Raw genomic sequence first — 22,749 nt, 5'->3', positions numbered from 1 at the left:
GTTTACCGTCCCGGCTCACCGGCGCCACCACCGGGGCGGCACCGGAGGCCGGGCCCTCGTTCAGCCGTTGGCGACGCGGCGCGGCTGGTACTCGTCGATGTCGGCGAACCCGATGTCGTCGTCGTCCAGGCCGACCACGGCGCTGTGCTGCCAGCCGGCCGGCGCCGGCGTGCGGGCGGCGACGACGCGGCCCATGGGGAACGCGTGCACCGGCGCCAGAGGCACGCTGGGGTGCGGCAGCTGCGGCCGGACGTCCTGTGCGACCGTCTCGTGGACCTCCGGCGCGCTGCGCTGCGCCGGGACGGGGCGAGCCGCGGGGTGCGCATCGCCGCACGTGCAGCGGCCCGGGCGGCACGGCGGGCGGCCAGCCGCTCGCGGCGGGCCACCTTGCGCAGCACGAGGACGTAGCCGACGACGGCGGCGTCGAGCAGACCCTGCGCCACCCACAGCCAGGGGCTGTAGACCAGTGCGCCGACCAGCGCCAGCGCGGTCAGGGCGACCAGGCCCCCCAGCGTGCGACGCCGCAGGGCGTGCACGTCCACCTGCAGCTCACCGCTGGTGCGCAGCAGGTCACGGTCGATCGACACCCGCTCGGTGTCGGCGTGGACCACCGGGTCCACCGCCCGCCGGCGCTGCAGCGTCCGACCGGAGTCAGCCAGCCCCAGCTGGCCGTTCTGCGCGTCGCCGCGGGTCACCACCATGGGCACCAGCACGACGAACCACAGCACGACCAGAGCGGCCAAGAGCACGCCCGATCCCATCAGAACACCACCTGTCACATGAGTCACTCGCAGAGGCGAGGTTATGCAGGTGAGGCCGCAGGAACCGGGAGGCGCGCGGTGTGTCGCGGATGGATTTCTGGGGCCGGTGTGACGACTGGGGCGTGTCGCCCGCGCCGTCCCCTGGAGCCGTCGCTCAGCCTGGTATGCGGTGCCGCCAGTGGGCCAGCACGCCGCCGGGCAGGTCCTCGGCCAGCAGCGCGTAGGAGTAGTGGTCGCGCCAGTCACCGTCGATGTCGAGGTAGCGGCGCAGCAGCCCCTCCCGCCGGAAGCCGAGGCGCTCGACGAGCTGCTGGCTGGGCCGGTTCTCCGGCCGGATGTCGGCCTCCACCCGGTGCAGGCCGACCTCGCCGAACGCGTGGTCGCAGACCAGCGCGACGGCCAGCGACGCCATCCCGCGGCCGGCCACCGAGCGGTCGATCCAGTAGCCCAGGTAGCCCGACCGCAGCGCGCCGCGCACGATGTTGTCCAGCGTCACCTGCCCGGCCAGCCGGCCCTCGACCCGGACGGCGAACGGCAGCGAGGCGCCCGACCGCGCCCGTCGGGCGACCACCCGGCGCATCGCCCGGTAGGCCGCCGGGGTGTGCCGGTCCGCCCACGGCACGCCGTTGGTGGGCTCCCAGGGGCTCAACCAGTCCTCGTTGGCCAGCCGCAGCCGGCTCCACTCCCCTGCGTCCCGCCGCCGGAGCGGCTGCAGCTCCACGGGTCCCCAGGCGAGCCGGGCCGGCCAGCCGGGGTGCAGGACGGGATCCAGCTCAGCCGCCGAGCAGCAGGGGCATCACGGTGACCAGGCCGCCCGCGGCGACCTCCGTGACGTCCTCGTCCACCACGATCAGGCAGTTCGCGCGGGCCATGCGCGCCAGCAGTGCCTCGGTGCCGTCGCCCACCGGCTCGACGACGTACCCGCCGTCGGGGTGCCGCATGACCGTGCCGTGGAGGTACTGCCGGTAGCCCAGCGGGGACACGAGCTGCTGGCCGGCGACCGCCTGCACGGTGCGGCGGAAGAGCTGGCGCTTGCCCAGCATCAGCCGGATGGCGGGACGCACGAACACCTCGAAGGCGACCAGCGCGGCGACGGGCTCACCCGGGATGCAGATCACCGGGATCTCGTCCCGGCCCAGCCGGCCGAACCCCTGCGCCGGCCCGGGATGCATCGTCACCTGCCGGAAGCGCATGTCCCCCAGCTCGGCGAGCGCTTCCTGCACCGGGTCGAACCCGCCGGCGGCGAACGTGCCGGCGACCAGCACGAGGTCGCTGCGCAGCAGCTGGCTCTCCAGCACCTCCCGCAGCCGCCGGGGGTCGGTGGGGAGGATCCCCGACCGGTAGGCCTCGGCGCCGGCGTCGCGGGCGGCCGCGGCGAGCGAGTAGCTGTTGACGTCCACGACCTGACCCGGCGACGGCGCGGTGCCGATGTCGACGAGCTCCGTGCCGGCGGAGAGGACGGCGATGCGGGGCCGCGGACGGACCAGCACCCGCTCGCGGCCGACGGCCGCCAGCAGGCTGATCTGGGCCGGGCCGATCGGCGTGCCGACCTGCACGGCCGGATCGCCGGGCGCGACGTCGTCCCCGGTGCGCCGGACGTAGCTGCCCGCCGGCGGCCCGGCGAGCACGGCGACCCGCACGGTCCCCTGGTCGGTCCAGACGGCGGGGACGACGACGTCGGCACCGGCGGGGAGCATCGCGCCGGCCGCCACCTTGAGCGCCAGGCCCGGGCCGATCGAGGACGGGGCGCTGGCGCCGGCGACGCTCTCCCCGACGACTGCGAGTTCGACCGGCACCTGCGGCAGCGCGGCCTCCACGTCCTCGGCCCGCGCGGCGTAGCCGTCCAGCGCTGCCTGGTCGAAGGCCGGCAGGGCCCGCTGGCTGGCGACCTCCTCGGCGCAGAGCAGTCCCTGCGCGTCGAGGACGGCCAGCTCGATGGGGTGCGGCTGGGGCACCGCGGCCAAGATCTCGTCGAGGTGGCGCTCGACCGTGCAGATCCGGTCCAGGGGCACCGACTCGGTGGCCGGGAGCGGGATCGGTCCTCGACCACGTCCCGGGGACCGGGCACGGGGCGGCTCGGTGAACTCGCCGGGTGCGTCGGCGTCACCACCCGGGCGCCGGGCATCGTCAGCGGGCCGCTCCGCCGGGGCACCGCCATCGGCATGTCGACCTGCGCCGTGTCCCGATAAGCCCTGGGCGCACCGCCCGCGCCGTCCTCGCCGTCCACCTGACCGCTCATCTCCCCGATGGTGCCCCTGTCGGAGCCGGTCAGGACGACGACGCGCCCTCGGCGGGCAGGTCGGCGACGAACTCGCGCAGCCACGAGCGCAGCGGGGGCCGAGGTCGTCGCGCTCGGAGGCCAGCCGGACGACGGCCTTGAGGTAGTCCAGGCGGTCGCCGGTGTCGTAGCGGCGGCCGCTGAACACGACGCCGTGGACGGGCTCCCCGCGCTCGACCAGAGTGGCCAGCGCGTCGGTCAGCTGGATCTCCCCGCCCCGGCCGGGCGCGGTCTCCCGGAGCACCTCGAACACCGTCGGCGAGAGCACGTAGCGGCCGATGATCGCCAGGCTGCTGGGCGCCTCGTCGACCGGCGGCTTCTCGACCAGCCCGGTCACGCGGACGACCTCGTCGCCGTCCATGACCGGGTGGGCGCCGGGCTCGATCGCCACGGCGCCGTACTTGTCGATGTTCTCCCGGCCCACGTCGAGCAGGGCGATCACCGACCCGCCGTGCTCGGCCTGCACGGCCAGCATGTGCTCGAGCAGGTGGTCGCGGGCGTCGATCAGGTCGTCACCGAGCAGCACCGCGAACGGCTCGTCCCCGACGAACGCCGCGGCCTGGAGCACCGCGTGGCCCAGCCCCTTGGCCTCCCCTGCCGGACGAAGTGGACCTGCGCGACGTCGGTGGACTCCTGCACGGAGGCCAGCCGGTCGGCGTCGCCCTTCTTCTCCAGCGCCGTCTCCAGCTCGGGGTGGCGGTCGAAGAAGTCCTCGATGGCCGCCTTGTTGCGGCCGGTGACCATCAGCACCTCGCGCAGCCCGGCGCGGGCGGCCTCCTCGACGATGTACTGCAGCGCCGGCCGGTCGACGACGGGCAGCAGTTCCTTGGGCACGGCCTTGGTGGCCGGGAGGAAGCGGGTGCCCATCCCCGCGACGGGGATGACGGCCTTGCGCGCGGGACGCGGGGAAGGGCTGGTCATGGCGGCAGCCTAGCCAGCCTGCGGGAGCGGCCCGGCGCCTCCGGCGTCTGGCAGGCGCTACCCGTCGGTCACTGGGACAGTGAACCCGCCTCGTCCCCCAGCGTCGTGGGAGCGCCCGTGTCCCCTGAGATCATCACCATCCTGGCGTTGGTCGTGATCTTCGCGATCGCGACCTTCCTGCCGATCAACATGGGGGCCCTGGCGTTCGTCGCCGCCTTCGTCGTCGGGACGCTCTCGGTGGGTCTCACCACCGACGAGATCATCGGCGGCTTCCCGGCCGGGCTGGTGCTGACCCTGATCGGCGTCACCTACCTGTTCGCGATCGCGCAGAACAACGGCACCGTCGACCTCCTGGTCCGCGGCGCGGTGAAGCTGGTCGGCGGCCACGTGGCGGCCATCCCCTGGATCATGTTCTTCGTCACCGCGGTGCTCACCGCCATCGGGGCCCTCTCCCCGGCCGCGGTGGCGATCATCGCGCCGATCGCGCTGACCTTCGCCGCGCGGCACGGGATCAGCCCGCTGCTCATGGGCATGATGGTCATCCACGGTGCCCAGGGCGGCGGCTTCTCGCCCATCAGCGTCTACGGCGTCACGGTGAACACGATCGTCGAGGACGAGGGCCTGCCGAGCAGCCCGCTGGCCGTCTTCCTCGGGGCGCTGTTCTTCAACATCGCCATCGCCGTCGTGCTCTTCTTCGTCCTGGGCGGCCGCAAGCTCATCGGCCGCAAGGTGGACGCCCGCGCGGAGGTGCCCGCCGAGGCTGCCCACGCGCCGCGCACGGAGGTGCAGGGGCACGGCGCCGCGCCCGGCCCGGCAGTCGGTGGCGACGACCCCGAGCACCCCGACCGGCCCCAGCCGGTCCGCTTCGAGCAGATCCTCACGCTCATCGGCCTCGTCGTGGTCGCCGTCCTCGCGCTGGCCTTCGACCTCGACATCGGCTTCGTCGCGATCACCGTCGCCGTCGTCCTCGCGCTGTTCTCGGCCAAGCAGCACAAGGGCGCGGTCAGCCAGATCAGCTGGTCGACCGTCCTGCTCATCGCCGGAGTCCTGACGTTCGTGTCCGTCCTGGAGGCGGCCGGCACGATCGACTACGTCGGAGATGCCGTCATCGGGCTCGGTGTGCCGCTCCTCATCGCCCTCCTCCTGGCCTACATCGGAGGGGTGGTGTCGGCCTTCGCGTCGTCGACAGCGATCATCGGTGTCGCCATCCTGCTCGCGGTGCCGTTCCTGGAAGCCGGGGAGATCAGCGCCGTGGGTGTGGTGGTCGCCCTGTCCGTGGCTTCGACCATCGTCGACGTGAGCCCGTTCTCCACGAACGGTGCGCTCGTCCTCGCCGCGGCGCAGGACGTCGACAAGGACCGCTTCTACAAGCAGATCCTCGGCTACGCCGCCATCGTCGTCGCCGCCGGGCCGTTCCTGGCCTGGTTGGTGTTCGTCGTCCCCGGCTGGCTGTGAGGGAACGGAGCACCAGATGCCTGGACCACTGGACGGCGTCCTCGTCGTCGACCTGACCCGGGCCCTCGCCGGGCCGCACGCAGCGATGATGCTCGGCGACCTCGGGGCCCGCGTGATCAAGGTGGAGAACCCCGGCAGCGGTGACGACACCCGCGGGTGGGGGCCGCCGTTCGTGCAGCCGGAGGGCCGCCCCGAGCCTGGTGACCGCGAGTCGACCTACTTCCTGTCGACGAACAAGAACAAGGAGTCGATCACCCTCGACCTCAAGGACGAGGCCGACAAGGCGACGCTGACCGAGCTGCTGCGCCGCGCGGACGTGCTGATGGAGAACTTCCGGCCGGGCACGCTGGCGCGGCTCGGGTTCGGGACCGACGTCCTGGCCGAGCTCAACCCGAGGCTGGTGACGCTGGCGATCAGCGGCTTCGGCCACGACGGCCCGGAGGGCGGCCGGGCCGGGTACGACCAGATCGCCCAGGGCGAGGCCGGCCTGATGTCCCTGACCGGCCCCGGCCCGGACGACCCGCAGCGGGTCGGCGTCCCGATCGGCGACCTGCTGGCCGGCATGTACGGCGCCTACGGCGTGCTGGCCGCGCTGATGGAGCGCGAGCGCACCGGCCGCGGGCAGGTCGTTCGCACGTCGCTGCTGGCCGCGATCGTCGGCGTGCACGCCTTCCAGGGGACGGCGTGGACGGTGGCCGGGAAGGTCGGGCGCGCGCAGGGCAACCACCACCCCTCTATCGCCCCGTACGGGCTGTTCCACTGCAAGGGCGGCAGCGTGCAGCTGTCCTGCGGCAGCGAGTCGCTGTGGCGGAAGCTGTGCGCCGAGTTCGGGCTCGACCCCGAGGCACCCGGGTTGGCGACCAACGGTGAGCGGGTCGACCGCCGCGAAGAGGTCATCGCCCTGCTCGAAGGCGCGTTCGCCGACACGGCCCCCGAGGACCTGCTGGCCCGTCTCGCCGCGGCCGGCATCCCGGCCGGCAAGGTGCGCACGATCGACGAGGTCTACGGCTGGGACCAGACGCAGTCCCAGGGCCTGCTGGTCGACGTCGACCACGCCACCCTCGGCCGGCTGCAGCTGCCCGGCCCGCCGCTGCGCTTCTTCGCCCCCGGTCCGGACGGCGAGACCGAGACGACCCGCCGCGAGCACGCCGCTCCGCCCGTGCTGGGTGCCGACGGCGACGCGATCCGCGCCTGGCTGGACGGATCGTCGTCGTGAACGAGAAGCCCGCCCGCCTGGACGCCCGCACGCTCCGGGATCTCGTCCTCGATCCCGGCTCGTGGCAGACCTGGGACTCGGCGGTCGTCCGCCCCGACGTGTCGGAGGGCTACGCCCGCGAACTCGCGGCGGCGCAGGAGAAGTCGCGGCAGGACGAGTCGATCATCACCGGCGAGGGGCAGCTGCGCGGCCGCCGCGTTGCCGTCGTCGCCGGTGAGTTCGGGTTCCTGGCCGGCTCGATCGGCGTCGCCGCCGCCGAGCGGCTGATCGACGCCGTGGAGCGGGCGACCGACGAGGGGCTACCCTCCTGGCCGCCCCGGTGTCCGGTGGCACCCGGATGCAGGAGGGCACCGTCGCCTTCCTGCAGATGGTGGGCATCACCGCGGCGATCGCGCGGCACAAGCAGGCCGGCCTGCCCTACCTGGTCTACCTGCGGAACCCGACGTTCGGCGGGGTGCTGGCGTCGTGGGGGTCGCTGGGGCACGTGACCATCGCGGAGCCCGGGGCGGCGATCGGCTTCCTCGGGGCGCGCGTGTACGAGGCGCTGTACGGCGAGCCGTTCCCCGAGGGCGTGCAGACCGCCGAGCACCTGGCCGAGCGCGGGCTCATCGACGCCGTCGTTCCCCATGAGGACGTGGCCGACGTCGCCGACCGGGCGCTGCGGGTGCTGGCCGCCCGCCAGACGTTGCACACCGACGTCCGCGGCGCGGAACGGCCGACGCCGGAGGACGGCACGGACGCCGACGACCCCGAGGACCACCGCACCGCCTGGGAGGTGGTGACCGCCTCGCGGCGCGAGGACCGTCCGGGCGTGCGGCGGCTGCTGCGGACGGCGGCCACCGACGTGGTCGGGCTGTCCGGCACAGGGGCCGGGGAGAAGGACCCGGGCCTGCTGCTGGCGCTGGCCCGCTTCGGCGGAGCCCCGTGCGTGGTGCTCGGTCAGGACCGGCGCGGCCAGAGCATGTCCGCTCCGCTCGGCCCGGCCGCCCTGCGCGAGGCCAGGCGCGGGATGCACCTGGCCGAGGAGCTGCGGCTGCCGCTGGTGACCCTCATCGACACCCCCGGGGCCGCGCTGTCCCGCGAGGCCGAGGAGGGCGGGCTGGCCGGCGAGATCGCCCGCTGCCTGCACGACCTGGTGATCCTGAAGGCCCCGACCCTGGCGGTCCTGCTGGGTCAGGGCACCGGCGGAGGCGCGCTGGCGCTGGTGCCCGCCGATCGGGTGCTGGCCACCGCGAACGGCTGGCTCGGCCCGCTGCCCCCGGAGGGCGCCAGCGCGATCGTCCACCGAGACACCACCCACGCCGGGGAGATGGCCGCGGCGCAGGGCGTCCGGGCCACCGACCTGTGGCGGGCCGGCATCGTCGACCGCGTGGTGCCCGAGCGGCCCGACGCCGCCGACGAACCCCAGGAGTTCTGCCTGCGTCTCGGGCGGGTGCTGGGTGAGGAGCTCGCCGGGCTGCTCGGCCGCGACGACACCGAGCGCCTCCGCAGCCGCCTGCACCGCTACCGCCGCCTCGGCCGCTGACGGGCGCGATGATGATCAGGTCTCCTGGTCATTCGGGGTCCTCCCGCACGGTCGACGCTGAGGTAGGACCCCGAACTGTGAGGGAGCATCGGTGGCCTTGGCGGCCGCGCGTTCCGCGCTGAAAATGTGTCGGTCACCCGCTGACGCCGGTTGTCCTTGATCGTGGGAGGTCGTGAGGGAGCAGGGTGCCGAGGGCCGCGTCGTGGGCGCTTCCTTGTCGCTTCGAGCACGCGGATCAGATTGCAGTTCTTGCCCAGCGGTCCTCGCGGGTGACGCCGTGACGGTGGCGCCGGTGAGGAGGCCGTGGTGCTGAACGAGGACGAACAGGTCGAGGAGATCGTCGCCCGGGTCGCGGCGCTCGATATCGGCAAGGCCGAGCTGGTGTGCTGCGTGCGAGTGCCGCATCCGCAACGCGCGGGCAGGCGGATGCAAGAGGTGGTCACCTACCGCACGATGACCCGCTCACTGCTGGTCATGGTCGACCGGCTGACCGAGCTGGGTGTCACCGAGGTGGTCATGGAGGCCACCAGCGACTACTGGAAGCCTCCGTTCTATCTGCTGGAGGCCCACGGGCTGAACCCTGAACTGGTCAACGCCCGCGACGTCAAGCACCTGCCCGGGCGGCCCAAGACCGACAAGCTGGACGCGGTGTGGCTGTGCAAGCTCGCCGAGCGCGGCATGCTGCGGCCCAGCTTCGTGCCGCCGCCGCCGATCCGCCGGCTGCGGGATGTCACCCGGTACCGGGCCGATCTCGTCGAGGTGCGTACCGCGGAGAAGCAGCGGGTGGAGAAGCTGCTCGAAGACGCCCAGATCAAGCTGTCGGTGGTGGTCAGCGACATCTTCGGCGTCTCCGGGCGAGACATGCTCGCCGCGCTGATCGGCGGGCAGCGGGACCCCAAGGTGCTGGCCCAGCTGGCCCGGGGGCGGATGCGGGGCAAGCTCACCGATCTGGAAGAGGCGTTCACCGGCTACTTCACCGATCACCACGCGCGGCTGCTGACCACGATGCTGGCTCGCATCGACGGTCTGACCGCCGATATTGCTGGGCTCGAGGCGATGATCGAGGAGATGGTCGCCCCTTTCGGCCACGCGGTGGCGAAGCTGGATGAGATTCCGGGCATCGGCCGCGCCGCCGCCAGCGCGATCGTGGCCGAGATCGGCTTGGACATGGGCAGGTTCCCCACCCCCGGACACCTGTGCGCCTGGGCCCGTTTCGCTCCGGCCACCAAGGAATCGGCCGGCAAGAAGAAGGGACCGGGCAGCACCGGCCACGGCAACCGCTATCTGGCCAAGGTCATCGGCGAGGCCGTCGCTGGCGCGGCGAAGACCGACACCTTCCTCGGTGAGCGATATCGCCGCCTGGCCCGCCGCCGAGGAGGGAAGAGGGCCGTCGTCGCCGTCGGCCGCTCCATGCTGGTGATCATCTGGCATCTGCTGTCCGATCCCGACGCACACTTCATCGACCTCGGCTCGGACTTCCACGCCAAACGCACCGACCCCGACCGCCGCCGCCGCGCCTACGTTCACCAACTCCAAGCGCTCGGCTACACCGTCACCCTCACCCCGGCCGCCTGACCCACAACCGTTCGCCCGTCCCCGACTCGGCGCAGCCCTACCCCGAGCCGACGGTCCCGTTCGCCCTACCCCAGTCATTTTCGGATCAGGACGTACGAGCTGGCAGCAGTTCGTGACCGACCCGCGGTCCTACCGGCGGCACCTCGCCTGACGGGGTTCAGTCGGCGAGGTCGGCACCGTCCCGCACCCGCAGGGTGCGATCGGGGTCGAGCCGGGCGGCGATCGTCTGCAGTGCCTCGCCGAGCACCCGGGTCTGCTCGGCGGTGAGCGGCCCGAAGACCGTCTCCCGGACGGCGTCGACGTGCCCCGGCGCCACGGCGACGACGACGTCGTACCCGGCGTCGGTGAGGACGGCGAGGTTGCCGCGTCCGTCGTCGGCGGCGCGCTCGCGGCGGACCCAGCCGCGCTCCTCCAGGCGGGCGACGGTGTGCGACAGCCGGCTCTGGGACTGGTTCGCGCGGCGGGCGAGGTCGCTCATGCGGCGGCTGCGGGTGGGCGACTCCGACAGCATCGCGAGCACGACGTAGGCGGCGTGGCTCAGGCCCGCATCCCGCTGCAAGTGTGCGTCCAGGGCGCGCGGGACCAGCTCGGACACGGTGAGCCAGGCACGCCAGGTCCGCTGCTGCTCGTCGTCGAGCCACCGATCCGCCACGCGCGAGACCGTAGCGGGCGTCAGGCTCCGGCGGTCAGGAGCCGGCCCATCTCCTCGTGCACGGCGTTGATGGCCTTGAGGGGACGCATCATGACCCGGAACTCGACGATCCGGCCGGCGTCGTCGCAGCGGACGATGTCGACACCGTTGACGTAGGTGCCGTTCATGGTCGTCTCGAACTCGAGCACCGCGGTGTCGCCGGCGAGGACCTGCTTCGTGTACCGGAAGGCCCCGCAGGACCACCGGCCGCGTCGTCGCCGGCTGCCGCGTCACCGGCCAGGCGGCGGCAGCCGCCTCGAGGTACCGCGTGGTGATGCCCTTGCCGCGCTGGGGCGCGTAGACCACCGGCGAGTAGAAGACGACCTCGTCGGCGAGCAGGTCCTCCAGGCCGCCCGGCAGATCTCCGCGCATGTACTGGTGCCACCGGGCCACCACCTCGTCGATCACGGGACGGACCTCCACCTCTCGGCGCAGGGGATGCGCACTCGGCCACGAGGCCGCGGCCCCTACCGGCGCGGCCCGGCCCACCCGGTACGCGGGATCGTGCGCCGGATTGCTCACACCGGGCGACGCGCGTGGACGCCCGCCGCCGAGATGACGCATCATTGGCAGTCGCCGGGTGCGAGTGCCAACCCGGAGCAGCCCTTCCGCAGCACCAGGGAGCCATCGCCGTGCCCACGTACCAGTACGCCTGCACCAACCCCGAGGGGAAGCACGAGTTCGAGGTCGTGCAGTCCTTCACCGACGCCCCGGTGAGCGAGTGCCCCGAGTGCGGCGCCGCGGTGCGCAAGGTCTACGGCTCGGTCGGCGTGGTCTTCAAGGGCTCGGGCTTCTACCGGACCGACAGCCGCAAGGCGGCCTCGGCGGCGGAGGGCTCCTCCTCGAACGGTTCGTCGTCGTCCAAGGAGGGCTCCTCGTCGAAGGAGAGCTCCACCTCGGCGCCGGCCGCGAGCACCTCCACGGGCACCTCCTCGCCGAAGGCGTCCTCGAGCACGGCGAAGGCCGCCGACTGACCGGGGGCGGTCGTCCACAGCCGACCGCTCCCTCCACAACCTGGCCCGGCGCCGGCCGTCCTGACGGTCGCCGCCGCAGGCTCGGTGGGTGCCGCGCTTCCGCCGTCCCCGTTCCCTCCTGCACACCGCCCGCCAGGTGGCTGCGGGGCTGCTGATCGTGCTGGCGCTGCTGCTCGCCCTGCGCCCCGACCGGCCGTCCGTCGCCGCGCAGGCGCCCGCCGGCATCCCGGTGGCGGTGGCTGCGGCCGATCTCCCGCCCGGCACCGTCCTCGCTCCCGCCGACCTGACGGTCGCGCGGTTCCCGGCCGAGCTGCTGCCGACCGGGGTGGCCGCCGATCCGTCGGAGCTGGCGGGCCGCATCCTGGCCGGCGCCGTCCGTGCCGGGGAGCCGGTGACCGACGTCCGTCTCGTGGGGCCGGCGCTGACCACCCTGCTGTCCCGGGGTCAGGTCGCCGCCCCGGTCCGGCTGGCCGATCTCGCCGTGGCCGCGCTGGTGTCCGCCGGCGACCGCGTGGACGTCCTGGCCACGTCCCCGACTCCGGCACCGCCGAGGTCGTCGTCGCGTCGGCGCTCGTGCTCGCGACCCCCGGCGGCACGGACGGTCAGGACCCCGCCGCCGGGCTGCTCCTCCTCGCGGTCGACCAGCCCACCGCCGCCCGCCTCGCCGCGCGGGCGACCGTCGCCACCCTCACGGTCAGCCTGCCGCCGCCGTGACACGCCGCCGCCCGCTGGTCACCGAGGCACCGGTGTGCCTGGATGAAGCCATGATCAAGGGCTTCAAGGACTTCCTGCTCCGCGGCAACGTCATCGACCTGGCGGTCGCCGTCGTCATCGGCGCCGCCTTCACCGCGCTGGTCGCCCAGTTCACCGCCTCGTTCCTCCAGCCCCTGATCGGCCTCGTCGGCGGCGGCGGTCTCGACGGGGGACGTTCGAGGTCGACGAGCAGGTCTTCGACTGGGCGGCCTTCGTCAATGCGGTGATCACCTTCGTGCTGACCGCAGCCGTCGTGTACTTCGTCGTCGTGCTGCCCATGAAGACGCTGGTGGAGCGGCGCAAGCGGGGCGAGGAGGCCGGGCCGGTGGTCCCCAGCCAGGTGGAACTGCTGGTCGAGATCCGCGACCTGCTGCGCGCGCAGCAGGGCATGGGCGCCGGCCACGACCCGTCGGGCCCCGGCGCGACGAGCCTCCCCGGGCAGCTCTAGTCGCTGCCCCAGTGCGGGGGCGGTCCTCCAGGTAGCGGCGGTCGCTGTCGGATCCGTCGGCCGGCCGCTCGCCCCAGCCGATGTCGCTGTCGTCCGGGGCGCGCAGGGGGCGGCCGGTCGCGGGCGCCGGTCCCGCCGGCTCCGGCGCGACCGACCGGCCGAGGCCCTCCAGGACCTGGACGGCGGGCAGCTCGGCCAGCACCTTCCCGGGCACGGCGAGCTTGCTTCCTCGGGTGCCGGAGCCGATGACGACGAGGTCGGCGGCGGTGACCGCCGGGTCCACGAGCACCGGCCAGCCGTCCGGCAGCCCGACCGGGGTGATCCCACCGAAGGCCATCCCGGACTCGGCCACCGCGACGTCCTGCGGGGCGAACGAGGCCTTGCGGGCGTCGAGGTGGCGCCGCACCAGGCCGTTGACGTCGGCGCGGGTGGTCGCGAGCACCAGGCAGGCGGCGAGAGTGGTCTGCCCCGCGCGGCGGGCCGCGACCACCACGCAGTTGGCCGAGGCCTCCAGCGGCACGTCGTAGGCCTCGCTGAACGCGGCCGTGTCGGCCAGGTCCTCGTCGATCTCCGCGACCCACACGGGTCCGGTCAACCGGCTCAGTGCCGACGCGACCGGTGGGGCGAGCAGGTCGGGCCGATCGGCGGCGGGGATCCAGGTCAGGGCGCCGAGCTGCGGAGAGGACACGACCCGATCCTCCGGTACGGCAGCCGGCCCGACCACACCGCCCGGCTGGCCGGAACGCGGCGGCCCTCGGCCGCATCCCGTCTGTCGCGCTGCCCCGCCGCCCACCAGGATGGACCCATGATCGGTCAGCTCCACTCCGTCGTCATCGACGCCCCGACGCCCATGCCCTCGCCCGCTTCTACGCCGACCTGCTGGGCATGGAGGTGCAGGGCTCGCCGGGCGACCGGTGGGTCGTCGTCACCGGGGCCGGATACCGGATCGCCTTCCAGCAGGCGCCCGACCTGCGACCTCCGGACTGGCCCGACCCCGAACGGCCACAGCAGTTCCACCTCGACATCCGGGTGGCCGACGTCGACGAGGCCGAGCCGAAGGTGCTGGCGCTCGGCGCGCGGCGGCTGCCCGGCGGCGGGGGCGACTTCCGCGTCTACGCCGACCCGGTCGGGCACCCTTCTGCCTGGTGTGGGACGCATGAGCGACGTCCCGGCGGTCGACCTCACCGCCGCGAGCGCGTTCGTGGCGGCGATGAGGTTCGACGTCGCCGACGCCGACGGGACCCGGGTCACCGGCTCCGTCGACCTCGGACCCGACCAACACACGCCGTGGGGCGTCGTCCACGGCGGCGTGTACTGCTCGGTGGTGGAGTCGGCCGCCTCGGTCGGGGCGAGCCTGGCGGTCCGGGAGCGCGGGCAGTTCGCGGTCGGTGTCAACAACAACACCGACTTCGTGCGACCCATGACGTCGGGACGGCTCGACGTGGTCGCCGAGCCGGTCCAGCAGGGACGGACGCTGCAGCTCTGGCAGGTGCTGCTCACCCGCGCTGACGACGGCAAGCTGGTGGCGCGGGGCCAGGTGCGGCTCCAGAACGTGCCACTGCCCGGCGCGTGAGTGCGGGCAGGGTTCCCGACGCGATCGCGACCGCCCGGGACGTCGTCGCCGAGTTCGGCCTGCGCACCGATCCGCAGCTGCTGCAGGACGGCATCAACGTCGTCCTGCACCTGCGGCCGGCGCCGGTCGTCGCCCGGGTGGCGACGCTGACCCGGCGGCGGCTGGGGTGTCGACGCCGCCGACCTCGACGCGCTGGCCGACCGGCTCGAGGGGCTGCGGCCCAGGTTGCACGACGAGGTCCGCCGGCTGCACGGGGACGCCCACCCCGGCAATCTCCTGGCCACTCCCGACGGGTGGCGCTGGACCGACCTGGAGGACACCTGCAGCGGCCCGCTCGCCTGGGACCTGGCCTGCCTGCGCACGACCGGCCGCCTCGACGGCCGGGCGGTCCTCGACGCTCTGGCCGGCGCCCCTCCGACGAGGTGCTGGCGTCGTGGATCGACCTGCGGCGGCTGCACGCGGCGGCCTGGTCGATCGTGCACGCCAGCGCCCATCCCGAGGCGGCCGGCGCAGCGCGGGACCGGCTCGCCGCCGCCCTGGACGTGGTCAGCCGCCGAGCGCCGCCGGGTCGAGGGGAACGCGGAAGAGCGCCCGCGGGTCCTGCAGCGAGGCCGGCGGCAGGGCCGCCGACCGCGGGACCACCCGCTCCCACCGGGCGGGCCGCCGGTGCGGCAGCAGCTCGCGGCCCTGGAACAGGTAGCCGCCCATGACCTCGCCGAGCAGCAGGCCGGCACCGTGCTCGGTCGGCAGCGCCACCCGGTCCCCGGGCGCCATCTCGTCGAGGAACGCCGACAGCTGGCGGAGGTCCTTGGCCGGGCGGCGGCCGGACAGCTCCTTGGACAGCGCGCGCAGCTCGGCCGGGCTCAGGCCGGTGGCGTCGACGTCGATACCGGACTGCGTGCCCAGACCGACCACCCCGGCGGCCAGGCATGCGCCGAGCTCGTTGTGCGATCGCGGGCGTACCACCCAGACGCCGACGCCGTGCGGTTCCGGCGCCGGCGGGACGTCGTCGGGCCCGGGCCACACGTAGGGCAGGTCGTCGGGCTCGGGACCGAAGAGCTCGGTGAACCGCGGCCGGTAGAAGGCGGGGTCCTTGGCGATCAGGTTGGACCGGTGCGACCGGTGCAGGTCCTCGTCGCCCAGCCACGACGGCAGCAGCCCAGCTGATGCCAGCTCCTCCTGCGGCAGGCCGGCGACGTCCGGCGCGAACTCCCCGATCTGCGCCTCGGTCGTGTCGGCGAAGCCGCGCTCCCGCCAGATCCGGGCCATCGCCAGGCCGTAGGCGACCAGCGCCGGCGTCCGGCCCTTCCACATGAGGACGGCGGGATGGCTGGCCCAGCCGTAGTCGGGCAGCTCGACCGCGCGCAGGATCTGCAGCGTCTCCACCCGTTGCTTGCCCAGCCGCGGAGAGTCCAGCAGCCGGGCGCTCTCGGCGAAGTCGGCGACGGGCAGGAAAGTCTGCATCGCCGGCTCTCCTGCCCGTGCAGGTGTTCGGTCAACCGCCGGTCGCTCAGGCCTCCAGCGCGCGCAGCGCGGACTCCCAGCGGTCCCGCCGGGCGTCGTCGTCCTGCTCCCACCACGCCGGCCCGCGCTCGCCCAGCCCCGTCTTGGCCAGCTGCACCCGGGCGCGGGCCGCGGCGACGGCGTCGTCGTCCCCGGCACGGCCCGCCGTCCGCACCCCCGACCGCGCCACCCCGAGGTGGTGCAGCAGCCGCTCCCGCACGTCGTCGGGGAGCGCCGGGTCCGCCGTCCGCCACCGCCGTCCGTCGACCACGACGTAGCGCCCGTCGTCGGTGCGCTCGACGTCGCGGCTCATCCGGTCAGGCGGGCGGCGAGCGCCGGCAGGACGACGCCCAGCGGCGCGTCGACGCGGACGTCGGCCTTGGCGTCCCCGCGGGTGGGCCCGACGTTCACGATCCCCACCGGGATCCCGAGCTTGGCCGCCCGCAGCACGAAGCGGTAGCCGCTCATCACGGTCAGGGACGACCCCAGCACCAGCAGGCTGCCCGCCGACTCGACCAGACCGAAGCACCGGTCCACCCGGTCGCGGGGCACGGTCTCCCGAAGAAGACGACGTCGGGCTTGAGCGGTCCTGCCCCGCAGACGACGCAGCCGACCATGACGAACCCGTCGAGAACCTCGTCGGGCAGCTCCGCATCGCCGTCGGGGTTGATCTCGTCGGTCCGCGGCCCGAAGTGCGGGTTGGCCTCCTGGAGCCGCACGTCGAGCCCCGCCCTGGACGCCACGTCGCCGCAGTTCAGGCAGACCGTCCGGTCGAGGCCGCCGTGCAACTCGACGACGTCGCTCGCCCCGCCGGCCTGGTGCAGCCCGTCGACGTTCTGCGTGACCACTCCCCGAGCAGCCCCGCGGCCTGCAGCTCGCCCACGGCCCGGTGCCCGTCGTTCGGCCGGGCCTCCCGGATCTGGCGCCAGCCCACGAAGCTGCGGGCCCAGTACCGGTGCCGGCCACTCGGGTCGCGGGTGAAGGTCTGGTAGGTCATCGGCGTGTGCCGGCGGAGGCTCCCACTGGCGCCCCGGTAGTCGGGGATGCCGGAGTCCGTGGACAGGCCCGCCCCGGAGAGGACGACGCACTCCCCGTCGGCCAGCAGGTCGGCGAGGGCGTCCAGCGCGACGTCCTGGCCGGGATCGGCGAGAGGCGCGGCGGTCACCGGGCCATCGTCCCCTCTGATCGCCGCCCGTGCCGCGCCGGACAGGGACCTCCGACCGTGTCGGGCTCCTCGGCCGTGCCCCTAGCGTCGATGCCGCTGTCCGTGCGCTCCCGGACCGCGGGTGCGCACGCATCGAGCAGTCGGACGCGGGAGCAGCCATGACGCAGGCACTGACGGCCCTTGCGGACCGGGTGACCGGCACGGTCATCCGACCGGGGCATCCGGAGTACGAGGAGGCACGCCGGGTCTACAACGGGATGATCGACGCACACCCCGCCGCGGTCGTCCGCTGTGCGACGGAGGAGGACGTGGTCGCCGTGGTGCGACTGGCCGCCGAGCAGCGCATGGACCTCGCCGTCCGTGGTGGCGCCCACAGCGTGCCCGGGTTCGGCACCGCCGACGGCGCGATCGTCGCCGACCTGTCCCCCATGCAGTCGGTGCAGGTCGACGATGCCCGACGGACGGCGAGCGCCGGCGGCGGCACCACCTGGGGTCGGTTCAACGACGTCACCGCGGCCCACGGCCTGGCCACCACCGGCGGGATCATCTCCACCACGGGGATCGCCGGGCTGACCCTCGGTGGCGGGGTCGGCTATCTCGGCCGCGCACACGGGCTGTCGTGCGACAACCTGCTGTCGGCGCGCGTGGTCACCGCCGACGGCAGCCGGCTGACCGCGAGCGAGACCGAGTACCCGGATCTGTTCTGGGCATTGCGCGGCGGCGGTGGCAACTTCGGCGTCGTCACCGACTTCACCTATCGGCTGCACCCCATCGGCGACGTCCTCGTCGGGCTCATGTTCTTCGAACTGGCCGACGGGCCGGCCGTCTTCCGGTTCTTCGACGACATGCTCGACGAGGCCCCGCGGGAGTACGGCGGCTACCCGGCGATGCACCTGGCGCCGCCGTTGCCGTTCATCCCCGAGGACCGGGTCGGGCAGCCGTTCGCCGTCGTCATCTCCTGCTGGACAGGTGACCCGGACTCCGGGCAGCGGTTCTACGACCGGTTCCGCCAGGTGGCCACCCCGGCCGCCGAGATGGTCGCGCCGATGCCCTATCCGGCACTGAACGCGCTGTTCGACCCGCTGCTGCCGCCCGGCCTGCAGCACTACTGGAAGAACGCCTTCGTCACCGAACTCTCCGACGACGCCATCGCGGCGCACATGGAGATGGGTGCCCGGATGCCGGCCGTCACCTGCGCCATGCACATGTACACCCTCGACGCGGCGGTGCAGGAGGTGCCCTCCGACGCGACGGCGTTCGGCCATCGCGACGCCCGCTACGTGGCCAACATCGCCGGCATGTGGCCCGATCCGGCCGAGAACGAGGACAACATCGCCTGGGTGCGGAGCTACTACGCGGCCATCGAGCCGCACTCCGAGACCGGCGGCTACGTCAACTTCGCCTCGTCGGACGACCAGCACAAAGCGCCGGACAACTACGGCGCCAACCACCAGCGGCTCACGGAGGTCAAACGGCGCTACGACCCCGGAAACCTGTTCCACCTGAACCAGAACATCGAGCCCTCGCCCGTGCCGTCGCCACGGGGCAACCGGGGCTGACCGGTCCGGCGCCGGGCCGGTGGACGCCTGCCGTCGGGGTCAGCGCGACACGAGCTCCGCCTCGAGCCGTTCGAGCAGCTGGTCGTACACGCGGCGCAAGCCCTTCGGGGCGAACGTCCGCTCGAAGAACCCGCCGATGCCGCCGGCGCCGTTCCAGGTGGTCCGCACCCGAACCGTCGACACACCGGCGTCCGCCGGCAGCACCGTCCAGGTGGTGACCATGGACGAGTTCTCGTCGGACTCCACGAGCGAGTCGGCGGTGGGCTCGGTGACCACCACGAGCTGGTCGCGCACCCGCTTGGAGGTGGCCGCGAACCGCCAGTGCACGCGGGTGCCGGCACCCTGCCCGCCGGCCTCGACGCGGTAGTCGCTGAACTGCTCGGGCAGCACGCGTCGGCGGGCACCCTCGTAGTCGGCGAGGGCGGCACGCACCTGCTCCGCGGGTGCTCCGACGACTCGTTCGGCAGTGGCGACGACCTGGCTCATGCGCCCCATCCTGCCGTCCGCGGCTTCCGGCTCTTCCGACCGGCTACCCCGCCTCCTCGGCGTTCAGGTAGGTGCAGCGGTAGCGCGCGGCCGCCATCGCCTCGGTGAACCGGGCCTCCCAGGCCGGGTCCTGCGCCGGGAACGTCTCCAGCACCCGCTCGTCGAGCACCTCGGGCCGGCCGTCGAGCCCGATGTAGGTCCGCCGGACCATCACCCGGGTCGCGCCGTCCAGCTCGTCGTGGGCGGGCAGCCATCGCGCCCGCTCGATGGCCGCGGCCAGCTCTGCCCGCTGCCGCGAGGGCAGCGCCGCCGTCGTGGCCGGTCGCTGCGCGTTCCGGAGCGCCCAGACGAGTGCGGCGACCAGGGCGAGGATCACCACCAGCTCGAGGACGACCAGCACCATGCCGCCGACGGTAGTTCGCCGGACGGGGTCAGGACGACGGTCGGCCGACGGGCCACGCCGCGCAGGGCAGCACGGCCTCGTCGACCGCCGGTACCGGGAGCTCGGCGGCGCCGCTCCCCAGCACGGGCCGCGGACGCCGTGGCTGCCGGCTGCCGGAACCGCCCCGCGGTGCGGGTATACCAGGACGCCGTTCACGGGGTCCGGGGCCGCGTCGAGGGCGGCGAGCAGGACCGGGACCTCGCGGAAGGCGTCGCGACGGCGGTCGTCGTCGAAGGTGAACTCCAGGACGACGCCCCACCGGTGCTCGTGCTCGTCCCAGAAGACGGCGCGGCTGGTCACCGCCGCCTCGATGAGCCGGTCGTGCCACACCCGGGCCCACCCGGCGGCGGACGTCGCGCCGTCGAAAACCTCGACCGTGATCCAGTGCACAGTGAGGAGGACGCTACGCCCGGGAGCCACCGGCCACCAGCCTGGACGGCGTCCGGTCGCCGGTCCCGAACGGAACCGGCGCCGGACACCCAGGTGCCCCCGGCAGGATTCGAACCTGCGACACACGGTTTAGGAAACCGATGCTCTATCCCCTGAGCTACGGGGGCGGCGGCGTGGCAGCAGGTGACCGCCGCGCCGATGCGAAGAGGCTATCCGGTGGTCCCGGGAACACTCGGCACACCCGACTCGTCACCAGTGGTGAGGCGAACCGACGCGTCTCGGGACTACCGTCCGGGTAGACGTCAGGCTCCGGCAACGGCGCCGGGGGAAGACGGAAGGACGAGCATCATGGACATGCAGGTGGTGGATGTCCCCGAGAGGGGACGCTTCGAGATCCAGCTCGACGGCCGGGTCGTGGGTCTGGCCAGTTACCACGTCGACGGCACCACGATGACCCTTCCGCACACCGAGGTCGACCCGGGCGTCGGCGGCCGCGGCGTCGGCACCACCCTGGTGGCCGGAGTCCTCGACGCCGCTCGTGAGCGCGGGCTCACCGTCCTCCCGTACTGCTCGTTCATCCGGCACTACATCCAGCAGCATCCCGAGCAGATGGACCTGGTGGCCGCCGACGACCGGCCGCACTTCGGCCTGGAGACCGCCGACCGCTGATCTGCGGCCGGCGCGGCACCTGCCTACGCTCCGCAGGTGCCGACGTCGCTGCTGTGGTTCCGCCGCGACCTCCGGCTGGGCGACCACCCCGCCCTGCTGGCCGCGCTCGACGACGCCGGACGGGACGGCGACGTGCTGCCCGTCTTCGTCGTCGACCCGGCGCTGTGGCGGCCGTCGGGTGCACCGCGCCGGCAGTTCCTGCGGAACTGCCTGGAGGCACTGTCGGAATCCTCGACGATGCACTGGTCGTGCGGGCGGGCGACCCGGCCGCGATCCTCCCGGCGCTGGTCCGGGACGTCGGGGCGACCGCGGTGCACGTGTCGGCGGACGCCGGTCCGTACGGCCGGCGCCGCGACACCGCCGTCGAGCAGGCCCTCGGCGAGGTCCCGCTGGTCCGCACCGGCTCCCCGTACGCGGTCACCCCGGGGCGGGTGACGAAGAGCGACGGCACTCCCTTCAAGGTCTTCTCCCCGTTCGCCCGGGCCTGGCGCGCGCACGGCTGGCGCGCGCCGGCACCGCGTCCCGACCGGAACCGCTGGACCCGTGGCGTGCCGTCGGAGGACCTGCCGCCCGGCCAGGACCTTGCCGGGACCCGCCTTCCTCCCGCCGGGGAGGCCGCCGCACTGGCGGCCTGGGAGCGGTTCCGCGACGAGCTGCTGCCCGGCTACCCGGGGACCCGCAACCGGCCGGCCACCGACGGCACCAGCCGGCTGTCGGCGTACCTGAAGTACGGCTGCATCCACCCCCGGACCCTGCTGGCCGACCTGGCGGGGGTCGCGGGCGACGACGAGGCGGTGCGCCGCTTCACCGACGAGCTCGCCTGGCGCGAGTTCTACGCCGATGTGGTGTGGCACCGGCCGGAGTCGGCGCGCGAGCCGCTCGACCCGCGGACCGGCTCGATCGAGTACGACAGCGGCCCGGACACCGAGGCGCTGTGGACCGCCTGGGCGGAGGGCCGCACCGGCTATCCGATCGTCGACGCCGGGATGCGCCAGCTCCACGGCGAGGCCTACGTGCACAACCGGGTGCGCATGATCGTGGCGTCGTTCCTGGTCAAGGACCTGCACCTGGACTGGCGGCGGGGGCGCACCACTTCCTCCAGCACCTGGTCGACGGCGACCTGGCCAGCAACAACCACGGCTGGCAGTGGGTCGCGGGTACGGGCACCGACGCCTCGCCCTACTACCGCGTGTTCAACCCGACCCGGCAGGGCAAGCAGTTCGACCCCGAGGGCGAGTACGTGCGGCGCTGGGTGCCCGAGCTCCGCGACGTGCCGACCGGCTTCGTGCACGAGCCGTGGCTGGCTCCCGGCGGTCTCCCGGCCGGCTATCCCGAGCCGGTGGTGGACCACGCGGCGGAGCGGCAGGTCGCGCTCGCCCGCTACCAGCAGGTGCGGTCGGGGTGACCCCGAGCCGCGACGTCGCGACCACCCGGAGGACCGACCGTGCCTGAGGGGCACACGCTCTACCGCCTCGCCCGCGACCACCAGCAGACCTTCGCCGGCCGCCCGGTGCACGTCACCAGCCCCCAGGGGCGGTTCGCGGCCGGCGCCGCGCTGCTCGACGGCCGCGTGCTCCGGAAGGTCTTCTCCTACGGCAAGCACCTCTTCGCCGACTTCGGCGGCGACGTCCTGCACGTCCACCTGGGGCTGTACGGCACGTTCGTCCGCGGCACCGGGGAGCCACCCCGGCCAGGGGCGCGCTGCGCATGCGGTGGACCGCCGACGGCCCCGACGGAGCCGGCGCGTGGGCCGACCTCCGCGGCCCCACCGCCTGCGAGGTGCTGGCAACCCCGGAGGTGACCGCGATCCTGGCGCGGCTCGGCCCGGACCCGCTGCGCCCCGCGCGGACGGCGGCATCGCGCACAGCCGCATCGCCCGCAGCCGGACCGCGATCGGTGCCCTGCTGATGGACCAGTCGGTGCTCGCCGGCGTGGGCAACGTCTACCGCGCCGAGCTGCTCTTCCGGCACGGGGTCTCCCCGTTCCGCCCGGGCCGCGCCGTCGAGGCGCCGCTCTGGCAGGAGATGTGGGTCGACCTCGTCATGCTGCTGCGCTCGGGGGTGCGGATGGGCCGCATCGTCACCACCCGCGCCGAGGACCGGAGCCGCCGCCGGAGCCCGGTGCAGCGCGACGACGCCCACTACGTCTACCGCCGCACCGGCCTGCCGTGCCGGATCTGCGGCACCGAGATCCGCACCGAGGTGATGGTGGGGCGCAATCTGTACTGGTGCCCGGTCTGCCAGGCCGTCTGAGACCCCACCAGGGGTTATGCGACCGGCCGATCTTGGTGTGCCTCCCGGCGTCGCGCGTGTAGGTTCGATAACGATGCCGTCGTCACCGTGGAGGGTCGCCGTCGTCGCCCTCG

At 73.8% G+C, this 22,749-nt stretch carries 25 protein-coding genes, 1 tRNA gene and 6 pseudogenes; 17 read left to right on the top strand and 15 right to left on the bottom strand.

Annotated features, from left to right (window positions below):
- Positions 1 to 2: 2 nt before the first annotated feature.
- From U6N30_RS02550 to U6N30_RS02535, 4 genes are all read right to left on the bottom strand, one after another.
- Positions 3 to 749 carry a hypothetical protein gene (locus U6N30_RS02550; RefSeq protein ID WP_324276009.1) on the bottom strand — a complete coding sequence of 249 codons (747 nt, stop codon included), beginning with the start codon at positions 747 to 749 and terminating at the stop codon, positions 3 to 5.
- 166 nt (positions 750 to 915) lie between these two features.
- Positions 916 to 1,482 (bottom strand): GNAT family N-acetyltransferase, encoded by a 567-nt coding sequence (locus U6N30_RS02545; RefSeq protein ID WP_324276008.1) that lies wholly within the window; start codon positions 1,480 to 1,482, stop codon positions 916 to 918.
- A 52-nt stretch (positions 1,483 to 1,534) separates the two neighbouring features.
- Positions 1,535 to 3,607 carry a molybdotransferase-like divisome protein Glp gene (gene glp / locus U6N30_RS02540; RefSeq protein WP_324276007.1) on the bottom strand — a complete coding sequence of 691 codons (2,073 nt, stop codon included), beginning with the start codon at positions 3,605 to 3,607 and terminating at the stop codon, positions 1,535 to 1,537.
- On the bottom strand, positions 3,544 to 3,960 hold the full coding sequence (locus tag U6N30_RS02535; RefSeq protein ID WP_324276006.1) for a sugar phosphate nucleotidyltransferase: 417 nt from the start codon (positions 3,958 to 3,960) through the stop codon (positions 3,544 to 3,546). Before U6N30_RS02535 ends, glp begins: the two co-directional genes overlap by 64 nt.
- A 117-nt stretch (positions 3,961 to 4,077) precedes the next feature.
- Here U6N30_RS02535 and U6N30_RS02530 point away from each other — a divergent pair, with 117 nt between their 5' ends.
- The 4 genes and pseudogenes from U6N30_RS02530 to U6N30_RS02510 all read left to right on the top strand — a co-directional run bounded on the left by U6N30_RS02530 (position 4,078) and on the right by U6N30_RS02510 (position 9,731).
- Positions 4,078 to 5,415 (top strand): SLC13 family permease, encoded by a 1,338-nt coding sequence (locus U6N30_RS02530; protein ID WP_324276005.1) that lies wholly within the window; start codon positions 4,078 to 4,080, stop codon positions 5,413 to 5,415.
- 16 nt (positions 5,416 to 5,431) lie between these two features.
- Positions 5,432 to 6,631: a CaiB/BaiF CoA transferase family protein gene (locus U6N30_RS02525; protein ID WP_324276004.1), complete on the top strand. Its 1,200-nt coding sequence runs from the start codon at positions 5,432 to 5,434 to the stop codon at positions 6,629 to 6,631.
- Positions 6,628 to 8,156: pseudogene (locus U6N30_RS02515) on the top strand (carboxyl transferase domain-containing protein). The gene U6N30_RS02525 and the pseudogene U6N30_RS02515 overlap by 4 nt, the downstream one beginning before the upstream one ends.
- 303 nt (positions 8,157 to 8,459) lie before the next feature.
- The gene (locus U6N30_RS02510; protein WP_324276002.1) at positions 8,460 to 9,731 is read left to right on the top strand and encodes an IS110 family RNA-guided transposase; all 1,272 of its coding nucleotides are present in this window, start codon (positions 8,460 to 8,462) and stop codon (positions 9,729 to 9,731) included.
- Positions 9,732 to 9,888: 157 nt separating this feature from the next.
- Here U6N30_RS02510 and U6N30_RS02505 read toward each other — a convergent pair whose 3' ends face one another.
- Both U6N30_RS02505 and U6N30_RS02500 read right to left on the bottom strand, forming a co-directional pair.
- Positions 9,889 to 10,383 carry a MarR family winged helix-turn-helix transcriptional regulator gene (locus U6N30_RS02505; protein ID WP_324276001.1) on the bottom strand — a complete coding sequence of 165 codons (495 nt, stop codon included), beginning with the start codon at positions 10,381 to 10,383 and terminating at the stop codon, positions 9,889 to 9,891.
- A gap of 20 nt (positions 10,384 to 10,403) precedes the next feature.
- The gene (locus tag U6N30_RS02500) at positions 10,404 to 10,571 is read right to left on the bottom strand and encodes a hypothetical protein (protein ID WP_324276000.1); all 168 of its coding nucleotides are present in this window, start codon (positions 10,569 to 10,571) and stop codon (positions 10,404 to 10,406) included.
- Positions 10,572 to 11,054: 483 nt separating this feature from the next.
- Here U6N30_RS02500 and U6N30_RS02495 point away from each other — a divergent pair, with 483 nt between their 5' ends.
- The 4 genes from U6N30_RS02495 to U6N30_RS33140 all read left to right on the top strand — a co-directional run bounded on the left by U6N30_RS02495 (position 11,055) and on the right by U6N30_RS33140 (position 12,597).
- The gene (locus U6N30_RS02495) at positions 11,055 to 11,396 is read left to right on the top strand and encodes an FmdB family zinc ribbon protein (RefSeq protein ID WP_324275999.1); all 342 of its coding nucleotides are present in this window, start codon (positions 11,055 to 11,057) and stop codon (positions 11,394 to 11,396) included.
- An 88-nt stretch (positions 11,397 to 11,484) separates the two neighbouring features.
- Positions 11,485 to 12,156 carry a Flp pilus assembly protein CpaB gene (gene cpaB, locus U6N30_RS02490; RefSeq protein WP_324275998.1) on the top strand — a complete coding sequence of 224 codons (672 nt, stop codon included), beginning with the start codon at positions 11,485 to 11,487 and terminating at the stop codon, positions 12,154 to 12,156.
- A gap of 4 nt (positions 12,157 to 12,160) precedes the next feature.
- Positions 12,161 to 12,376 carry a large conductance mechanosensitive channel protein MscL gene (locus U6N30_RS02485; RefSeq protein WP_324275997.1) on the top strand — a complete coding sequence of 72 codons (216 nt, stop codon included), beginning with the start codon at positions 12,161 to 12,163 and terminating at the stop codon, positions 12,374 to 12,376.
- Positions 12,373 to 12,597, top strand: coding sequence for an MscL family protein (locus tag U6N30_RS33140; protein WP_422678018.1), 225 nt, complete (start codon positions 12,373 to 12,375; stop codon positions 12,595 to 12,597). The genes U6N30_RS02485 and U6N30_RS33140 overlap by 4 nt, the downstream gene beginning before the upstream one ends.
- 253 nt (positions 12,598 to 12,850) lie before the next feature.
- Here the strand turns inward: U6N30_RS33140 and U6N30_RS33135 are convergent.
- A pseudogene (locus U6N30_RS33135) lies at positions 12,851 to 13,117 on the bottom strand (YbaK/EbsC family protein); the annotation flags it as partial.
- Positions 13,118 to 13,482: 365 nt separating this feature from the next.
- Here U6N30_RS33135 and U6N30_RS02475 point away from each other — a divergent pair.
- From U6N30_RS02475 to U6N30_RS02465, 3 genes and pseudogenes are all read left to right on the top strand, one after another.
- A pseudogene (locus U6N30_RS02475) lies at positions 13,483 to 13,674 on the top strand (VOC family protein); the annotation flags it as partial.
- A gap of 79 nt (positions 13,675 to 13,753) precedes the next feature.
- Positions 13,754 to 14,170, top strand: coding sequence for a PaaI family thioesterase (locus tag U6N30_RS02470; RefSeq protein WP_324275995.1), 417 nt, complete (start codon positions 13,754 to 13,756; stop codon positions 14,168 to 14,170).
- Positions 14,171 to 14,395: 225 nt separating this feature from the next.
- Positions 14,396 to 14,518 (top strand): annotated as a pseudogene (locus tag U6N30_RS02465) (phosphotransferase); the annotation flags it as partial.
- 198 nt (positions 14,519 to 14,716) lie between these two features.
- Here the strand turns inward: U6N30_RS02465 and U6N30_RS02460 are convergent.
- The 5 genes from U6N30_RS02460 to U6N30_RS02440 are packed head-to-tail and all read right to left on the bottom strand — an operon-like array spanning position 14,717 to position 16,838.
- The gene (locus tag U6N30_RS02460) at positions 14,717 to 15,634 is read right to left on the bottom strand and encodes an MSMEG_6728 family protein (RefSeq protein WP_324275994.1); all 918 of its coding nucleotides are present in this window, start codon (positions 15,632 to 15,634) and stop codon (positions 14,717 to 14,719) included.
- Positions 15,635 to 15,680: 46 nt separating this feature from the next.
- The gene (locus U6N30_RS02455) at positions 15,681 to 15,986 is read right to left on the bottom strand and encodes a biopolymer transporter Tol (protein ID WP_324275993.1); all 306 of its coding nucleotides are present in this window, start codon (positions 15,984 to 15,986) and stop codon (positions 15,681 to 15,683) included.
- On the bottom strand, positions 15,983 to 16,165 hold the full coding sequence (locus tag U6N30_RS02450) for a hypothetical protein (protein WP_324275992.1): 183 nt from the start codon (positions 16,163 to 16,165) through the stop codon (positions 15,983 to 15,985). The genes U6N30_RS02455 and U6N30_RS02450 overlap by 4 nt, the downstream gene beginning before the upstream one ends.
- Positions 16,147 to 16,521 carry a Sir2 family NAD-dependent protein deacetylase gene (locus U6N30_RS02445; protein ID WP_324275991.1) on the bottom strand — a complete coding sequence of 125 codons (375 nt, stop codon included), beginning with the start codon at positions 16,519 to 16,521 and terminating at the stop codon, positions 16,147 to 16,149. Before U6N30_RS02445 ends, U6N30_RS02450 begins: the two co-directional genes overlap by 19 nt.
- On the bottom strand, positions 16,428 to 16,838 hold the full coding sequence (locus U6N30_RS02440) for a Sir2 family NAD-dependent protein deacetylase (RefSeq protein WP_324275990.1): 411 nt from the start codon (positions 16,836 to 16,838) through the stop codon (positions 16,428 to 16,430). Before U6N30_RS02440 ends, U6N30_RS02445 begins: the two co-directional genes overlap by 94 nt.
- Before the next feature lie 158 nt (positions 16,839 to 16,996).
- Between U6N30_RS02440 and U6N30_RS02435 the strand changes: the two genes are divergently transcribed.
- The gene (locus tag U6N30_RS02435; RefSeq protein ID WP_324275989.1) at positions 16,997 to 18,397 is read left to right on the top strand and encodes an FAD-binding oxidoreductase; all 1,401 of its coding nucleotides are present in this window, start codon (positions 16,997 to 16,999) and stop codon (positions 18,395 to 18,397) included.
- Between the two features lie 39 nt (positions 18,398 to 18,436).
- Here the strand turns inward: U6N30_RS02435 and U6N30_RS02430 are convergent, their stop codons facing one another.
- From U6N30_RS02430 to U6N30_RS02420, 3 genes are all read right to left on the bottom strand, one after another.
- Positions 18,437 to 18,883, bottom strand: a complete 447-nt coding sequence (locus U6N30_RS02430; RefSeq protein WP_324275988.1) for an SRPBCC family protein — start codon at positions 18,881 to 18,883, stop codon at positions 18,437 to 18,439.
- A gap of 43 nt (positions 18,884 to 18,926) precedes the next feature.
- A complete protein-coding gene (locus U6N30_RS02425) occupies positions 18,927 to 19,715 on the bottom strand; it encodes a hypothetical protein (RefSeq protein ID WP_324275987.1) in 789 nt (262 codons plus the stop codon).
- 94 nt (positions 19,716 to 19,809) lie between these two features.
- Positions 19,810 to 19,882 (bottom strand) — tRNA-Arg (locus U6N30_RS02420).
- Between the two features lie 181 nt (positions 19,883 to 20,063).
- Here U6N30_RS02420 and U6N30_RS02415 point away from each other — a divergent pair.
- From U6N30_RS02415 to U6N30_RS02390, 5 genes and pseudogenes are all read left to right on the top strand, one after another.
- On the top strand, positions 20,064 to 20,384 hold the full coding sequence (locus U6N30_RS02415) for a GNAT family N-acetyltransferase (RefSeq protein WP_324275986.1): 321 nt from the start codon (positions 20,064 to 20,066) through the stop codon (positions 20,382 to 20,384).
- 36 nt (positions 20,385 to 20,420) lie between these two features.
- Positions 20,421 to 20,555, top strand: a pseudogene (locus tag U6N30_RS02410) (deoxyribodipyrimidine photo-lyase); the annotation flags it as partial.
- A pseudogene (locus U6N30_RS02405) lies at positions 20,549 to 21,789 on the top strand (cryptochrome/photolyase family protein). The pseudogenes U6N30_RS02410 and U6N30_RS02405, both read left to right, overlap by 7 nt.
- A gap of 39 nt (positions 21,790 to 21,828) precedes the next feature.
- Positions 21,829 to 22,185, top strand: a complete 357-nt coding sequence (locus U6N30_RS02395) for a DNA-formamidopyrimidine glycosylase family protein (RefSeq protein ID WP_324275984.1) — start codon at positions 21,829 to 21,831, stop codon at positions 22,183 to 22,185.
- A complete protein-coding gene (locus tag U6N30_RS02390; RefSeq protein ID WP_324278136.1) occupies positions 22,097 to 22,636 on the top strand; it encodes a zinc finger domain-containing protein in 540 nt (179 codons plus the stop codon). The genes U6N30_RS02395 and U6N30_RS02390 overlap by 89 nt, the downstream gene beginning before the upstream one ends.
- The last annotated feature ends 113 nt before the right edge of the window (positions 22,637 to 22,749 follow it).

This window comes from Blastococcus brunescens, from assembly GCF_035320885.1.
GTDB lineage: Bacteria > Actinomycetota > Actinomycetes > Mycobacteriales > Geodermatophilaceae > Blastococcus_B > Blastococcus_B brunescens.
Note: the sequence above shows the minus strand (reverse complement) of the source record. Positions and strands in the feature narration are given on the sequence as shown.

Coding starts and splice junctions, on each gene's coding strand:
- U6N30_RS02535 (WP_324276006.1), bottom strand. CDS start 3,960: ATGACCAGCCCTTCCCCGCGTCCCGCGCGCAAGGCCGTCATCCCCGTC.
- U6N30_RS02525 (WP_324276004.1), top strand. CDS start 5,432: ATGCCTGGACCACTGGACGGCGTCCTCGTCGTCGACCTGACCCGGGCC.
- U6N30_RS02485 (WP_324275997.1), top strand. CDS start 12,161: ATGATCAAGGGCTTCAAGGACTTCCTGCTCCGCGGCAACGTCATCGAC.
- U6N30_RS02470 (WP_324275995.1), top strand. CDS start 13,754: ATGAGCGACGTCCCGGCGGTCGACCTCACCGCCGCGAGCGCGTTCGTG.
- U6N30_RS02460 (WP_324275994.1), bottom strand. CDS start 15,634: ATGCAGACTTTCCTGCCCGTCGCCGACTTCGCCGAGAGCGCCCGGCTG.
- U6N30_RS02455 (WP_324275993.1), bottom strand. CDS start 15,986: ATGAGCCGCGACGTCGAGCGCACCGACGACGGGCGCTACGTCGTGGTC.
- U6N30_RS02435 (WP_324275989.1), top strand. CDS start 16,997: ATGACGCAGGCACTGACGGCCCTTGCGGACCGGGTGACCGGCACGGTC.
- U6N30_RS02430 (WP_324275988.1), bottom strand. CDS start 18,883: ATGAGCCAGGTCGTCGCCACTGCCGAACGAGTCGTCGGAGCACCCGCG.
- U6N30_RS02415 (WP_324275986.1), top strand. CDS start 20,064: ATGGACATGCAGGTGGTGGATGTCCCCGAGAGGGGACGCTTCGAGATC.